Below are 14,758 nucleotides of genomic sequence, written 5' to 3' on the forward strand. Positions count from 1 at the left end.
ACGGTGTACAGCAGCTCCTGTAGGGAGGGAAAAAAGTGTCGAGAAATAAAGTCGAAATCTGCGGGGTGGATACCTCCAAATTACCAGTACTCAAGAATGAAGAGATGAGAAAGCTGTTTAGGCAGCTGCAGGATGAAGGCGATGATTCAGCAAGAGAAAAGCTTGTAAATGGGAACTTGCGTCTTGTCTTAAGTGTCATTCAACGATTTAATAACAGAGGGGAGTATGTTGATGACTTATTTCAAGTCGGCTGCATCGGACTAATGAAATCCATTGATAATTTTGACCTAAGCCACAATGTTAAGTTTTCAACATACGCTGTACCTATGATTATCGGAGAGATCCGCAGGTATTTACGCGATAATAACCCGATCCGTGTCTCAAGATCACTCCGGGACATCGCTTACAAGGCGCTTCAGGTAAGAGAGCGGTTAATCAGTGAGACAAGCAAGGAGCCGACTGCAGAAGACATCGCAAAAGTTCTTGAAGTACCGCATGAGGAAATTGTATTTGCGCTTGATGCCATTCAGGATCCGGTTTCTCTATTTGAACCGATCTATAACGACGGCGGAGACCCGATTTATGTGATGGACCAAATCAGTGATGAGCGCAATACAGATACACAATGGATTGAAGAGCTGGCTTTAAAAGAGGGCATGAGAAGGCTGAACGATAGGGAAAAAATGATTTTGAGAAAACGATTCTTCCAAGGAAAAACCCAAATGGAAGTCGCCGAGGAAATCGGAATATCCCAAGCACAGGTGTCCAGACTTGAAAAAGCGGCTATCAAACAAATGAATAAAAATATTCATCAATAATGAAAAGCCTTTAAAACGATTTTGTTTTAAAGGCTTTTCTATTGTTTGCCGACGGTTTACGTTTTGGAAGAAATAAGGTATCCTAGTTTGTACGAAGTTTTAAGAAAATTAAAACAATTACAAAAGGCAATCAAGAGGAGGACCACGATGATTTTGCAGCTTGACAATGTCTCATTAAAACGGAATGGGAAATGGATACTGAGAGATATTCATTGGAAGGTGGAAGAAAAGGAAAATTGGGTGCTTTACGGCCTAAATGGCGCCGGGAAGACAGCACTGTTAAATATGCTTTGCTCATATTATTTTCCAACATCAGGCGAGATGCAGGTGCTTGGCCATGAATTTGGCAAGACAGAGCTTGGGGAAAAACTCAGACGTAAAATTGGCCTCGTCTCAGCAGCTCTTCAGCAAAAATTGTACCCGGCAGATTCAGCCTTTGAAATTGCTTTGAGCGGAGCTTACGCTTCGATTGGGTTATATGAAACGCCAAGTAAGGAAACCAGGGAAAAAGCGATTGGTTTGTTAGAGGACTTGGGAGCAATTGAATATGCCGACCGTCGCTATGAAACCCTTTCTCAAGGGGAAAAACAAAGAGCATTGATTGCAAGAGCACTAATGGCCGATCCGGAGCTGCTGATACTGGATGAACCAGTCACAGGGCTGGATTTTATTGCCCGGGAAAAGTTGTTAGATACGATTACATACATTGCAAACAAAGAAAATGCACCATCTATCCTTTATGTGACTCATCATGCTGAGGAAATTTTGCCTGTCTTTGATAAAGCTCTTTTATTAAAGCAGGGAGAGGTCTTTGGAGCCGGAGAAATAAAGGAAATGCTTACTGATCAAATACTTTCCGCTTTTTTTGATACGCCAATCCATGTATTATGGAACCAAGATCGGCCGTTTTTAACAAGAGCTGAGCCGATAACGAATGCCTGACAAACACATAGATTCATCCTAGGGGTGCTTTGCGAAGCTGAGAGAGACTTTGTCTCAACCCTTTTGACCTGATCTGGATCATGCCAGCGGAGGGAAGCGGTGAAGAAACAGAGTGCATAGGACTCTGTTTGTTTTTATTGAGCCGTTTCATAACTTGAAGCGGCTTTTTATTTTTGAAGAATAGGAGCGGATTAGATTGGAACAACAAATAGACTCTTTGCTCAAAAAAGTGGAAGAACAAAAGGAGGAGCTTATTCAGCTGGCAAAAACGCTGATTTTTTATCAAACACCTGCTCCGCCTGCAAGAAATACAGAGGGGATTCAGTCATGGATTTCGGGATTTTTAAATGAATTAGGATTTTCGATCGACAAATGGGATGTGTACCCTGGAGACCCCAATGTTGTAGGCCAGCTAAAGGGAACAGGTTCAGCAGATTATCATAGCCTGATCATTAATGGCCATGTAGATGTGGCAGAGGTAAAGGAGGATGAGGAATGGGAGCACGATCCATTTCATCCAATTGAAAAAAACGGTCTCCTAATCGGGCGAGGCGCTTCCGATATGAAGGGCGGAATGGCATGTGTGCTGTTTGCTGTCAAATTAATTCGTGAAGCAGGCATTGAACTTCCCGGTGATCTGATTCTGCAATCGGTTATCGGGGAGGAAGTTGGAGAAGCCGGCACGCTTGAATGCTGCAAGAGGGGCTACCACGCTGATTTTGCAATTGTCGCGGATACGAGCGATATGCATATTCAAGGCCAAGGCGGTGTCATTACAGGCTGGATAGAAATCAAAAGCAGTCAAACATTTCATGATGGAACGAGACGAAATATGATTCATGCAGGCGGAGGAACATTCGGAGCAAGCGCAATTGAAAAAATGGCGAAAATCATTTCGGGGCTCGGTGAGCTTGAGCGCCACTGGTCCATTATGAAACGTTATCCCGGCTTTAAACCTGGCACAAATACAATTAACCCGGCTGTTATAGAAGGCGGCAGACATGCGGCTTTTATAGCGGACGAATGCCGGCTGTGGATCACAGTTCATTTTTATCCGAATGAAACCCATGACCAAGTGGCAGCGGAAATAGAAGATTACGTCAATCGGCTGAGTGACAGTGATATTTGGCTTAGGGAAAACCGCCCCTTATTTAAGTGGGGAGGCTCATCGATGATTGAAGACAGAGGAGAAATTTTTCCGGCATTGGAAGTTGACCCTGGCCACCCAGGCGTCTTAGCGCTTACTGCCTCTCATGAGAAAGTGAAGCGGGAGAGTCCAATTATTGACGTTTCTCAATCGGTTACAGATGGCGGGTGGCTGTATGATGCCGGTATTCCATGCGTGATATACGGTCCTGGCGATCTGCACAATGCACACTCCGTGAATGAGAAGGTATCGATTGAGCAGCTAGTAGAGTATACAAAAATCATCCTCGATTTTATCATGAGCTGGTGCAGCCGGAAAAAAGAACAGTGACATGAAAATTTCTTCTTGCTGACAAGGTTCAGCCTGCCCGTTCATATACTTGAAAAAAGGACGGGAAAAGGACGTGATGGAATGATCAGCATTTCAGAATTTCAGGTGAAGGATGTCGTCAATGTCTCAAACGGAAAAAAGCTGGGGAGTATTGGGGATATTGATATCAATGTGACCACTGGTAAAATTCAGGCGATCATACTAGGAGGAAATGGGAAAGTGCTCGGATTTTTCGGAAAAGAAGAGGAATTGGTCATTCCATGGCGAAATATAGTAAAAATCGGGGAAGATGTAATCTTGGTCCGATTAAGTGAACCGCATGCATAAACCTGCTTTTCTACCGCGGATTGGCAAATGCCGGAAGTCTCGTTTCTTCCGGCACATTTCATTTAGAAATATGCAAATCGGCGCTCAACGAATGCAGAAAGATGTGGTAAAATAAGTGGGAAATTCCGCTTTTTTAAATGTTTGTCGAAAGGTTGGATCATCATGAATACATATCACCCATTTAGTCTTACCACACCCTCGACACTCATGATACAAGACTGGGCTCAAACGAATCAAAACAACAAAGAAGTCATTGCCGGATTTACGACGAAAAACGGCGGTGTCAGCCAAAAGCCTTTTGAATCGTTAAATACAGGATTGCACGTTCATGACAAAGATGCAGATGTAGTTAAAAATCGTGAATATATTGCCGATATGTTTAATACTGATTTGCAGTCTTGGGTATTCGCTGATCAGACACATGATAATTGCGTTCAGAAAGTAACGCAGAGGGATAGGGGAAAAGGCGCCCGTGAGTATCACACAGCGCTAAAAGCAACGGACGGTCTCTATACAAATGAAAAAAATGTATTTTTAGCATTATGCTTTGCTGATTGTGTGCCTCTTTTCTTTTATGATCCGGTTAAATCACTTGTCGGAGTTGCCCATGCCGGGTGGAAAGGCACTGTCAAACAGATTGGCAGAGAAATGGTGAAGCAATGGACTGAGAAGGAAGGTTCAAATCCTTCAGATATTCAGGCTGTTATTGGTCCGTCTATCAGCGGAGCATGCTATACGGTAGATGACCGTGTCATGGATGCTGTCCGCGCATTGCCGGTTTCAGCAGACCGTGCCGTTAATCAGACGGCAATGGCACAATATCAGCTTGATTTGAAAGAGCTGAACCGCCTCATACTGATAGACAGCGGTTTGGCAAATGAACAGATTTCTGTCAGCGGTTTATGCACGGAAAGCGAGCCGTCTCTTTTCTATTCTCACCGCCGCGATCAGGGGAAAACTGGACGGATGATGTCCTTTATCGGAATGAAGGAGGCATAAAGATCTTGCGTGTTGTTGATAATTTACGACATATAAACGAACGAATAAACGAAGCATGTAACAGATCGGGCCGCAGCTCCGATGAAGTTACGGTTATTGCAGTCACAAAATATGTATCGCCTGAAAGAGCACAGGAGGCAGTAGATGCTGGCATCACCTGCCTCGGAGAGAATCGGGATGCGGAACTGCTCCGCAAACAGGAATTGATGAAAGGGAATCCGGAATGGCATTTTATCGGCAGTCTGCAATCAAGAAAAGCAAAATCTGTCGTCAATGCGGTTTCTTATATCCATTCCCTAGACCGGCTCTCATTAGCGAAAGAAATTGAAAAACGGGCTGAAGGTACTGTCCGATGCTTTGTGCAGGTCAATACCTCTCTTGAGCCTTCTAAACACGGCATGAAAAAAGAAGAAGTCATTCCATTCATACAGGAGCTTTCCGGTTTCGAACATATCCAAGTGGCCGGACTGATGACAATGGCTCCGCTGACTGATGATCAAGATCAGATCAGAAGCTGTTTCAGGTCGCTGAGAGAACTCCGTGACCAGGTTCAGAAACTGAAGCAGCCGAACGCTCCGTGTACTGAACTGTCGATGGGCATGTCAAATGATTTTGAAATTGCAATTGAAGAAGGGGCTACTTATATTAGAATCGGCTCATCGTTAGTCGGAAATGAAACAGGGGGTGTACAGCAATGAGTATGAAAAATAAACTGAAAAACTTTTTCTCGATGGAAGATGAAGAATATGAATATGAATATATTGAGACAGAGCGGGAATCGCATGAGGAGCATGAGCAAAAAGAAAAGCCGGCTTATACCGGGAATAAACCTGCGGGCAAACAGAATGTAGTGAGCTTGCAAAGTGTTCAGAAATCCTCTAAAGTGGTGTTGAGTGAGCCGCGCGTGTATGCGGAGGCGCAGGAAATAGCCGACCATTTGAAGAACCGGCGGGCAGTTGTCGTCAATCTTCAGCGGATACAGCATGACCAGGCGAAGCGGATTGTTGACTTTTTAAGCGGAACCGTCTATGCCATCGGCGGAGATATTCAAAGAATCGGCTCAGATATCTTTCTCTGCACGCCTGATAACGTAGATGTATCAGGCACAATTTCTGAGCTCATATCTGAAGACGAACATCAGAGGTGGTAAAGCGAGATGATCCTTTATCAAGTTTTTTCGGTTTTAAGCTTATTAATCACAATATACTCATTTGCCCTGATCATATACATTTTTATGTCATGGGTGCCGAGTACGAGGGAAACAGCAGTCGGGCGTTTTTTAGCATCGATTTGTGAACCATATCTCGAACCATTCAGAAAAATCATCCCTCCGATTGCAATGCTGGATATTTCACCAATCGTAGCAATCCTTGTGCTTCGATTTGCGACTACTGGCTTGTGGGGACTTTACCGCATGATTGCGTTTTAATGTGACAGTTTGATAGGGGCTTGGCAGCAGCCAAGCCTCTTTACATAGAAGGGAAAGACGATGAGCGATATCTATCAGCACTTCAGAAAAGACGAGCGGGCCTTTATTGATCAGGCGCTCGAATGGAAAAGAATTGTCCAGGAGCAGTACAGAATGAAGCTGACCGACTTTTTAGACCCTCGAGAGCAGGTCATCCTCACTGCTGTTACGGGACAGACAGACGTCGGGCTTGCTTTTTCCGGCGGCTATGACAGAGCGGAGCGGAAACGGGCGATTCTGTATCCAGAATACATTACTACAGAAGAATCGGATTTTGAACTGCAGGCGTTTCACGTCCGTTATGCTGACAAGTTTGTCTCAGTAGATCACCGTTCTCTGCTTGGTGCATTAATGGGCATAGGATTAAAGCGGCAAAAATTCGGTGACATCGTGTTTTCTGAATCAGCTGTGCAATTGATTGTATCAGCCGATACCGCTGATTTTGTGGCCGCACAGCTGACTCAAGCAGGCAAAGCGACGGTCAGCCTTGAGAAAATTGGCTTGTCAGACCTTAACATTCCGGCTATTGATGTCGAAATAAGAGATGACACGGTTTCTTCTTTAAGGCTTGACGCTGTCTGCGCCTCTATGAGCAGGCAATCCCGCCAGAAATCACAGACACTTGTGAAAAACGGGCTCGTAAAAGTGAACTGGAAGGTAGTTGAAGATCCTTCCTACATAGTGGCAGAAGGGGACATGCTGTCTATCAGAGGCTTTGGCCGCTGCAGTTTATCCAAAATCGAAGGAAAAACCAAAAAAGACAAATGGAGAGTTACGTTTGAACGACAAAAATAGTCGGTTTTTCAGTTTTTTTCTCCATCTGTGCGAAATTTGTTTTATAATGTGAACTAGATAACCGTACTGAAATGTAAAAATGGAGGTGGCATCATGCCATTAACGCCAAATGATATTCACAACAAGACGTTTACAAAAAGTTTTCGCGGATATGATGAAGATGAAGTAAATGAATTTCTAGCGCAAGTCAGAAAAGATTACGAAATTGTTCTCCGGAAGAAAACGGAACTAGAAGCGAAAGTCAATGAGCTAGATGAAAGAATCGGACACTTTGCCAATATTGAAGAAACATTGAATAAATCGATTTTAGTTGCCCAAGAAGCAGCTGAAGACGTAAAACGCAATTCACAAAAAGAGGCAAAGCTGATCGTACGGGAAGCGGAGAAAAATGCTGATCGCATTATCAACGAATCGTTATCAAAATCAAGAAAAATCGCCATGGAAATCGAAGAGCTGAAAAAACAGTCTAAAGTGTTCAGAACACGTTTCCAAATGCTGATTGAGGCTCAGCTCGATCTTCTGAAAAATGACGATTGGGATCATCTCCTTGAGTATGAAGTCGACGCTGTATTTGAGGAAAAGGAATAAATTCTCTGATTATCTTGACATTTTCTTAGCTTGTCGAATATAATACGTTCATAAATTCAGATGAAAAAACGGTTGAAAGGGACAGTCATGTTTCCTTCAGGCCTTCATAGCGACCCGGAGATGGTGAGAGTCCGGGATGGCCGGAATCATGTAGATCAGCCCTTAAGTTTCCTTTCTGAACTCACAGTAGGTTAGGACGTTCATCACGTTACGATGCTCAAGAGGAAAAAGCGTATGCTGGCTTTTTCTAAAAGGGTGGTACCGCGAGATAAGCTTTCTCGTCCCTTATGGGATGAGAGGGCTTTTTTTATTTTCTGAAAAAATGCAGTGGAGGAATGAAAATGGATTTTAAAGACACGCTCTTAATGCCAAAAACAGATTTCCCGATGCGTGGAAATTTGCCAAACCGTGAGCCTGACATTCAAAAGAAATGGGAGGAAGAGGATATCTATCGTCTTGTGCAGGAACGGACGAAAGACCGCCCGAAATTTGTTTTACATGACGGACCTCCGTATGCTAACGGTGACATCCATATGGGCCACGCGCTTAACAAGATTTTGAAGGACTTCATTGTCCGCTATAAATCAATGAGCGGCTACAACGCACCGTATGTACCAGGCTGGGATACACACGGATTGCCAATTGAAACAGCTCTGACAAAAAACAAAAAAGTCAACCGCAAAGAAATGTCAGTAGCGGAATTCCGCAAACTGTGCGAAGAGTACGCTTGGAAGCAAATCGAAGGACAGCGTGAGCAATTCAAACGTCTTGGTGTCCGCGGTGATTGGGAAAACCCATATGTGACATTAAAACCGGAATACGAAGCGCAGCAAATCCGCGTATTTGGTGAAATGGCAAAACGAGGCTACATTTACAAAGGTCTTAAACCGGTTAACTGGTCACCTTCAAGTGAGTCTGCTTTGGCTGAAGCCGAGATCGAATATCAAGACAAACGTTCAGCATCAATTTACGTTGCTTTTGGTGTAAAAGACGGAAAAGGCGTTCTTGAGAATGGAGAACGTATCATCATCTGGACAACAACGCCTTGGACAATTCCGGCGAACCTCGGAATCTCAGTGCACCCTGATCTTGAGTACAGCGTGATTGCAGTAGGTGAAGACCGCTTTGTCGTAGCAAGTGCTTTAGTCGAAAATGTTGCGTCTGCATGCGGATTTGATCAGTATGAAGTGACAAGAACGGTCAAAGGAAAAGACCTTGAGAACATTATAGCTGAACACCCGCTATATGGCAGAGATTCTCTCGTTATGCTAGGTGAACACGTAACAACTGATGCCGGAACGGGCTGTGTTCATACAGCGCCAGGGCATGGGGAAGATGACTTTATCATCGGCCAAAAATACGGTTTAGATGTGCTTTGCCCGGTCGATGAAAAAGGTGTCATGACAAGCGAAGCTCCTGGCTTTGAAGGCATGTTCTATGATGATGCAAACAAAGCGATCACACAGCAGCTTGATGAAAAAGGCGCACTTGTGAAGCTTGAATTTATTACTCATTCTTATCCGCACGATTGGAGAACAAAAAAACCAACCATTTTCAGAGCGACAGCGCAATGGTTTGCGTCTATTAAAGATTTCAGATCAGACCTGCTGGACGCCATCAAAGAAACCAAATGGGTTCCTGAATGGGGCGAGCAGCGTTTGCACAACATGGTTCGGGACCGCGGAGACTGGTGTATTTCCAGACAGCGTGCGTGGGGTGTGCCGATTCCGGTATTTTATGCCGAAAATGGGGAACCGATTATTACGGATGAAACCATTGAACATGTTTCTGAATTGTTCAGACAGCACGGATCAAACATTTGGTTTGAAAAAGAAGCAAAGGACCTTCTTCCGGAAGGCTTTACACATCCTGGAAGCCCGAACGGCACATTTACAAAAGAACAGGATATCATGGATGTTTGGTTTGATTCAGGCTCTTCACATCAAGCAGTACTTGAAGAACGTGATGACCTCGTTCGTCCGGCTGATTTATACCTAGAGGGATCTGACCAATATCGCGGCTGGTTTAACTCTTCTCTTTCTACAGCAGTAGCCGTAACAGGAAAAGCGCCGTATAAAGGTGTGCTCAGCCATGGGTTCGCACTGGATGGAGAAGGTCGCAAGATGAGTAAATCAATCGGTAACGTTGTTGTTCCGGCTAAAGTTATGAAACAGCTTGGTGCGGACATCTTAAGATTATGGGTATCTTCAGTGGATTATCAGGCGGATGTTCGCGTGTCTGACGCCATTCTGAAGCAGGTTGCGGAAGTATATCGTAAAATCCGTAACACGTTCCGTTTCCTTCACGGCAACCTTTTCGATTTTGATCCAAAAACAAATGCGGTGGCTGTTGAAGAACTTCGTGAAGTGGATCAGTATATGCTGATTAAGCTGAACAAACTGATTGATAAAGTGAAAAAAGCGTATGATGAGTACGAATTTGCGGTTGTGTATCACAGCATCCATAATTTCTGCACAATCGAATTAAGCTCATTCTATCTCGATTTTGCAAAGGATATTGTTTACATCGAGCATGCGGATCATCCGGATAGACGCAGCATGCAGACAGTATTCTACGAAACGCTTCTTGCATTAGTGAAGCTTTCAGCGCCTATCCTTCCGCATACGGCTGACGAATTATGGTCTCATTTAACATTTGTTGAAGATCAGAGCGTTCAGCTGACAGATATGCCGGAAACAATCGCAGTTTCAAACAGTGAAGCGACTGAAGAAAAATTTGACCGCTTTATGGCTCTTCGTGATGACGTGCTAAAAGCATTAGAAACTGCGCGGAATGAAAAAATTATCGGTAAATCATTGGAAGCTAACCTGAAATTGTATCCAAATAAAGAAAACAAAGAGCTCTTGGCTTCCATTAAAGAAAATCTTTCTCAACTGTTTATTGTGTCAGAACTGACAATCAGTGAAGAACATGAAGCGCCGAACGATGCGCAAAGCTTTCCGACGGGTAAAATCGCTGTGGAGAAAGCGGAAGGCGAAATGTGTGAGAGATCACGTGTGATTTCAAAAGATGTAGGGGCAAATCCGAAATATCCTACACTTTCATTACGCAATGCTGAGATCGTTGAAAAATACTATGAAAAATAATGCAAAAGGGGCCCGGCGTAAAAGCCGGGCTTTTTTTGTGCCAAGAGTGACATCCTTTAGAACGGCAGGAAAAATCTTATGGGCTTTAGATCATCATTCATAGGCAACAATAAAGGTACTACGTTAAGAGCAGGAGTTGTGAAGAATGAATGATCAACTGACCGCAATTTACACGGAACTTCTTCTGATGAAAGAAGAATTACAGTCGAGATTATTTGAGTATTCTTGCTTTCAGGTTTCTACAAGCCCGCAAGCAGCAATCAATCATAAACAAAAAGCAACTCTGATCTATCACATTAAAGAAGAGCTTCAAGACGTTCTCCTTGCATTGTCGAAAATCGAAAACGGCACATTCGGATACTGTGAAGAGACCGGAGCCCCCATTCCTCTTTCAAAGCTGGCGGTGCTGCCGACGGCCCGAACAGCAAACGATTTTCTTTATTCTGTCCAATTCGAAAAAAAAACGCTTCCGATATGGAAATCAACGGATATCGAATATGGTCAGGCACTGTATGAATAAACAGTGTCTGACCAGTTAATATGCCTGATATTTCTTTACTCCAGTGCTTTTTATTGATAAAATGCATAATGGATTAAAGTAACCGTAAACTGGAGGAACGTTTGTGCTGTATTATATAATTGCACTACTTATTATTGCAGCCGATCAATTGACAAAATGGCTAGTCGTTAAGAACATGGAACTTGGCCAAAGCATTCCGATCATTGATCAGGTATTCTATATCACCTCCCATCGCAATACGGGTGCTGCATGGGGGATATTAGCGGGTCAGATGTGGTTTTTCTACCTCATAACAACCGCTGTTATTATTGGTATTGTTTATTACATACAGCGTTACACAAAAGGACAAAGGCTTCTTGGCGTTGCCCTCGGGCTTATGCTTGGCGGTGCCATCGGCAACTTTATCGATCGGGCTGTCAGACAAGAAGTTGTGGATTTTATCCATGTTATAATTGTGAATTACAATTACCCGATTTTTAACATCGCGGACTCTTCACTATGTGTCGGCGTCATGCTTTTATTTATACAAATGCTGTTGGACAGCGGGAAAAAGAAAAAGGAGCAATAGCATGAATCAAATTGATATAACCGCTTCAGAAGAACAAAAAAGTGAGCGGATTGATAAATTTTTGGCATCAACTGAGAATGATTGGTCAAGAACCCAGGTTCAGCAATGGGTAAAAGACGGACAGGTTGTCGTGAACGGGAGCGCGGTGAAAGCAAATTATAAAATTCAGCCGGGTGATCGGGTGACCGTCACTGTACCCGAACCGGAAGCGCTCGACGTCCTGGCAGAACCTATGGATCTTGATATTTATTATGAAGATCAGGATGTGCTGGTTGTCAATAAGCCTCGCGGAATGGTTGTACACCCAGCACCCGGTCATCTTACGGGCACACTTGTAAACGGCCTTATGGCTCATTGCACAGACCTTTCCGGAATCAATGGTGTGATGCGTCCGGGAATTGTTCACAGAATCGATAAGGACACGTCCGGCTTATTAATGGTGGCGAAAAATGATATGGCACACGAGTCACTTGTAAACCAACTGGTCAACAAAACGGTCACGCGAAAGTATACGGCTGTTGTTCACGGGCTTATTTCTCATGATGACGGCACAATTGACGCGCCGATCGGGCGGGATAAAAAAGACCGTCAAAGCATGACTGTGACACGTGATGGCAAAAACGCTGTTACTCATTTTCATGTGCTTGAGCGTTTTCAGGACTTTACGTTAGTGGAATGCCAGCTTGAAACAGGGAGAACCCATCAAATTCGTGTTCATATGAAATATATCGGATTCCCATTAGCGGGCGACCCGAAATATGGTCCGAGAAAAACAATCGACTTTAACGGCCAGGCGCTTCACGCGGGCGTTTTAGGTTTTGACCACCCGCGAACAGGAGAATATGTCGAATTTGAAGCGCCGCTCCCTGAGGATATGGCAGAATTAATCGAAACCCTCAGAAAAAACGGTTGACAGAGTGTTTCTTTTCTGAAATAATAAACGAAGCTGAATAGATTCTTTAAAACAGTCCAGAGAGGCTGAGAAGGATAACGGATAGACGGGATGCGTGTATAGTGCGCACCTTGTCCTAAAACCCCTCTATGCTCTGGCAGGAGGGGTTTTTTCTTCTATATAAACTGTGAGGTGTCACACATTGAATCAAAAAGCTGTCATTCTCGACGAACAGGCAATCAGACGAGCCTTGACCAGGATTGCGCACGAAATGATCGAACGCAATAAAGGAATGAATAACTGCATTCTTGTCGGCATTAAGACAAGAGGGATTTACCTGGCAAAACGCCTTGCGGAACGAATTGAACAGATTGAAGGAAATCCTGTTACAGTTGGTGAAATTGATATTACCCTTTACAGAGACGATCTTTCTAAAAAAACGAGCAACGAAGAACCGCTTGTGAAAGGTGCAGATATTCCGGTAGATATCACAGATCAAAAAGTCATTCTCGTTGATGATGTCCTTTATACCGGAAGAACAGTCAGAGCAGGTATGGATGCGCTTGTTGATGTAGGCAGACCTTCCTCCATTCAGCTGGCTGTGCTTGTTGACAGGGGACACCGGGAGCTGCCGATACGAGCGGATTATATTGGGAAAAACATCCCGACATCAAAGGCTGAAAAGGTTATGGTTCAGCTTGATGAGGTAGATCAAAACGATCTCGTCGCCATTTATGAAAATGAATAATAGATCACCTTTTTAAGGGCAATCCAGAGAGGTTGCAAAGAGGTGCACAACAAAGACCCGAAAAGCATTCGGCAGGTCTTTGTATGCCTCTTTGCGTAAAAATAGCAAAGAGGTTTTTTTATACAGCCATTGAGTCATCCTAAAATGAAAGTCAACAATCAGGGGGAAATCATCATGAGTAAGAAAAAAGTAAATTTAGGGGTCAGGGATGTCCCGACACCTTTCTCTTGGGTTTCATTCAGCCTTCAGCATTTGTTTGCCATGTTCGGCTCAACCATTTTGGTTCCGAAGCTCGTCGGAATGAGTCCTGCTGTGGCGTTGGTGACAAGCGGCATCGGAACACTGGCGTACCTTCTTATTACGAAAGGGCAAATTCCGGCGTATCTCGGTTCATCCTTCGCCTTTATTTCTCCGATCATACTGGTAAAAGCGACCGGCGGGCCGGGAGCGGCAATGGTCGGGGCGTTTCTTGCAGGGCTGGTATACGGGCTGATTGCCTTATTGATCAGGCAGCTTGGCACAGGATGGCTGATGAAGATTCTCCCGCCTGTAGTCGTAGGACCTGTTATTATCGTCATCGGGCTGGGACTTGCAAGCACTGCGGTAAACATGGCGATGTATGCTGATCCAAATGCGAGTGAATTGGTTTACAGCTTAAAGCACTTCAGTGTTGCAGGCGTTACGCTGGCCATCACGATTATTTGCGCGATTTTCTTGCGAGGATTCTTAAGCCTGATTCCGGTTTTGATCGGAATCATCGGCGGATACCTGTTCGCCCTTACTCAAGGGATTGTCAACTTCCAGCCGGTGCTTGACGCGAAATGGTTCGCAGTGCCTGAATTTATCATCCCGTTCAAAGACTATTCACCGTCAGTAACACTCGGCATCGCGGCCGCAATGGTACCGGTCGCGTTTGTGACAATGTCGGAGCATATCGGCCACCAAATGGTGCTGAGTAAGGTTGTTGGACAAGATTTCATTAAAAAGCCGGGACTGCATCGCTCCATTATGGGTGACAGCGTGGCGACAATTCTTGCTTCCCTGATCGGCGGCCCACCGACGACGACTTACGGAGAAAACATTGGCGTGCTGGCCATCACAAGGGTATTCAGCGTCTTTGTCATCGGAGGCGCGGCAGTGATTGCCCTTTGCTTCGGCTTTATCGGCAAAATTTCAGCGCTGATCAGTTCAGTGCCGTCAGCGGTCATGGGAGGCGTCTCCTTCCTGCTGTTCGGAATCATTGCTTCAAGCGGTCTGAGAATGCTGATTGACAACAAAATTGATTATGAAAATAACCGAAACCTCATTATCACATCGGTGATCCTTGTGATCGGTGTAGGAGGCGCATTTATCCAAGTATCACAAGGCGGATTCCAAGTGTCAGGGATGGCGCTTGCCGCAATTGTCGGTGTCATCTTAAACCTGATTCTTCCGGAAGCAAAGGAAGAGCAGGCTGACACATCTGAACAACATCATATTTAAAACCTTTTAATGAAAGTCCAGAGAGGC

16 protein-coding genes, 1 riboswitch and 1 other annotated feature are annotated in these 14,758 nt (G+C 44.4%); all 16 genes read left to right on the forward strand.

The window, feature by feature from the left end; genetic code table 11:
* Window positions 1-35: 35 nt before the first annotated feature.
* On the forward strand, window positions 36-818 hold the full coding sequence (sigG, locus tag JQX68_RS08645; protein ID WP_014663896.1) for an RNA polymerase sporulation sigma factor SigG: 783 nt from the start codon (window positions 36-38) through the stop codon (window positions 816-818).
* Between the two features lie 147 nt (window positions 819-965).
* A complete protein-coding gene (locus JQX68_RS08650) occupies window positions 966-1,760 on the forward strand; it encodes an ABC transporter ATP-binding protein (RefSeq protein ID WP_014663897.1) in 795 nt (264 codons plus the stop codon).
* Between the two features lie 10 nt (window positions 1,761-1,770).
* Window positions 1,771-1,872: riboswitch (TPP riboswitch) on the forward strand.
* Between the two features lie 84 nt (window positions 1,873-1,956).
* Window positions 1,957-3,237, forward strand: a complete 1,281-nt coding sequence (ylmB, locus tag JQX68_RS08655; protein WP_147771871.1) for an N-formyl-4-amino-5-aminomethyl-2-methylpyrimidine deformylase — start codon at window positions 1,957-1,959, stop codon at window positions 3,235-3,237.
* An 81-nt stretch (window positions 3,238-3,318) separates the two neighbouring features.
* Complete coding sequence (locus JQX68_RS08660) at window positions 3,319-3,564, forward strand: YlmC/YmxH family sporulation protein (protein ID WP_003232153.1); 246 nt, start codon at window positions 3,319-3,321, stop codon at window positions 3,562-3,564.
* Window positions 3,565-3,726: 162 nt separating this feature from the next.
* Entirely contained in the window at window positions 3,727-4,563 is an 837-nt protein-coding gene (gene pgeF / locus JQX68_RS08665) for a peptidoglycan editing factor PgeF (RefSeq protein WP_069149562.1), read from the forward strand.
* Between the two features lie 5 nt (window positions 4,564-4,568).
* A complete protein-coding gene (locus JQX68_RS08670; protein ID WP_014663902.1) occupies window positions 4,569-5,261 on the forward strand; it encodes a YggS family pyridoxal phosphate-dependent enzyme in 693 nt (230 codons plus the stop codon).
* On the forward strand, window positions 5,258-5,713 hold the full coding sequence (gene sepF, locus JQX68_RS08675; protein WP_014476753.1) for a cell division protein SepF: 456 nt from the start codon (window positions 5,258-5,260) through the stop codon (window positions 5,711-5,713). Before JQX68_RS08670 ends, sepF begins: the two co-directional genes overlap by 4 nt.
* A 6-nt stretch (window positions 5,714-5,719) precedes the next feature.
* Window positions 5,720-5,992, forward strand: a complete 273-nt coding sequence (locus JQX68_RS08680; RefSeq protein ID WP_003221463.1) for a YggT family protein — start codon at window positions 5,720-5,722, stop codon at window positions 5,990-5,992.
* A gap of 60 nt (window positions 5,993-6,052) precedes the next feature.
* The gene (locus JQX68_RS08685; protein WP_147771872.1) at window positions 6,053-6,826 is read left to right on the forward strand and encodes a YlmH family RNA-binding protein; all 774 of its coding nucleotides are present in this window, start codon (window positions 6,053-6,055) and stop codon (window positions 6,824-6,826) included.
* Between the two features lie 93 nt (window positions 6,827-6,919).
* Entirely contained in the window at window positions 6,920-7,414 is a 495-nt protein-coding gene (gene divIVA, locus JQX68_RS08690; RefSeq protein ID WP_003221468.1) for a septum site-determining protein DivIVA, read from the forward strand.
* A gap of 62 nt (window positions 7,415-7,476) precedes the next feature.
* Window positions 7,477-7,703 (forward strand) — a binding site (T-box leader).
* Between the two features lie 52 nt (window positions 7,704-7,755).
* Complete coding sequence (ileS, locus tag JQX68_RS08695; protein WP_147771873.1) at window positions 7,756-10,521, forward strand: isoleucine--tRNA ligase; 2,766 nt, start codon at window positions 7,756-7,758, stop codon at window positions 10,519-10,521.
* A 145-nt stretch (window positions 10,522-10,666) separates the two neighbouring features.
* Entirely contained in the window at window positions 10,667-11,041 is a 375-nt protein-coding gene (gene ylyA, locus JQX68_RS08700; protein ID WP_014476755.1) for a sporulation-related RNA polymerase-binding protein YlyA, read from the forward strand.
* A 103-nt stretch (window positions 11,042-11,144) separates the two neighbouring features.
* Window positions 11,145-11,609, forward strand: coding sequence for a signal peptidase II (gene lspA, locus JQX68_RS08705; RefSeq protein WP_014663906.1), 465 nt, complete (start codon window positions 11,145-11,147; stop codon window positions 11,607-11,609).
* Between the two features lies 1 nt (window position 11,610).
* Window positions 11,611-12,522, forward strand: coding sequence for an RluA family pseudouridine synthase (locus JQX68_RS08710; RefSeq protein WP_147771874.1), 912 nt, complete (start codon window positions 11,611-11,613; stop codon window positions 12,520-12,522).
* A 181-nt stretch (window positions 12,523-12,703) separates the two neighbouring features.
* Window positions 12,704-13,249: a bifunctional pyrimidine operon transcriptional regulator/uracil phosphoribosyltransferase gene (gene pyrR / locus JQX68_RS08715; protein WP_003221477.1), complete on the forward strand. Its 546-nt coding sequence runs from the start codon at window positions 12,704-12,706 to the stop codon at window positions 13,247-13,249.
* A 174-nt stretch (window positions 13,250-13,423) separates the two neighbouring features.
* Complete coding sequence (gene pyrP, locus JQX68_RS08720) at window positions 13,424-14,731, forward strand: uracil permease PyrP (RefSeq protein ID WP_040083209.1); 1,308 nt, start codon at window positions 13,424-13,426, stop codon at window positions 14,729-14,731.
* Window positions 14,732-14,758: the final 27 nt, after the last annotated feature.

Source organism: Bacillus sp. LJBS06 (assembly GCF_016924995.1).
Taxonomy (GTDB): Bacteria; Bacillota; Bacilli; order Bacillales; family Bacillaceae; genus Bacillus; species Bacillus stercoris.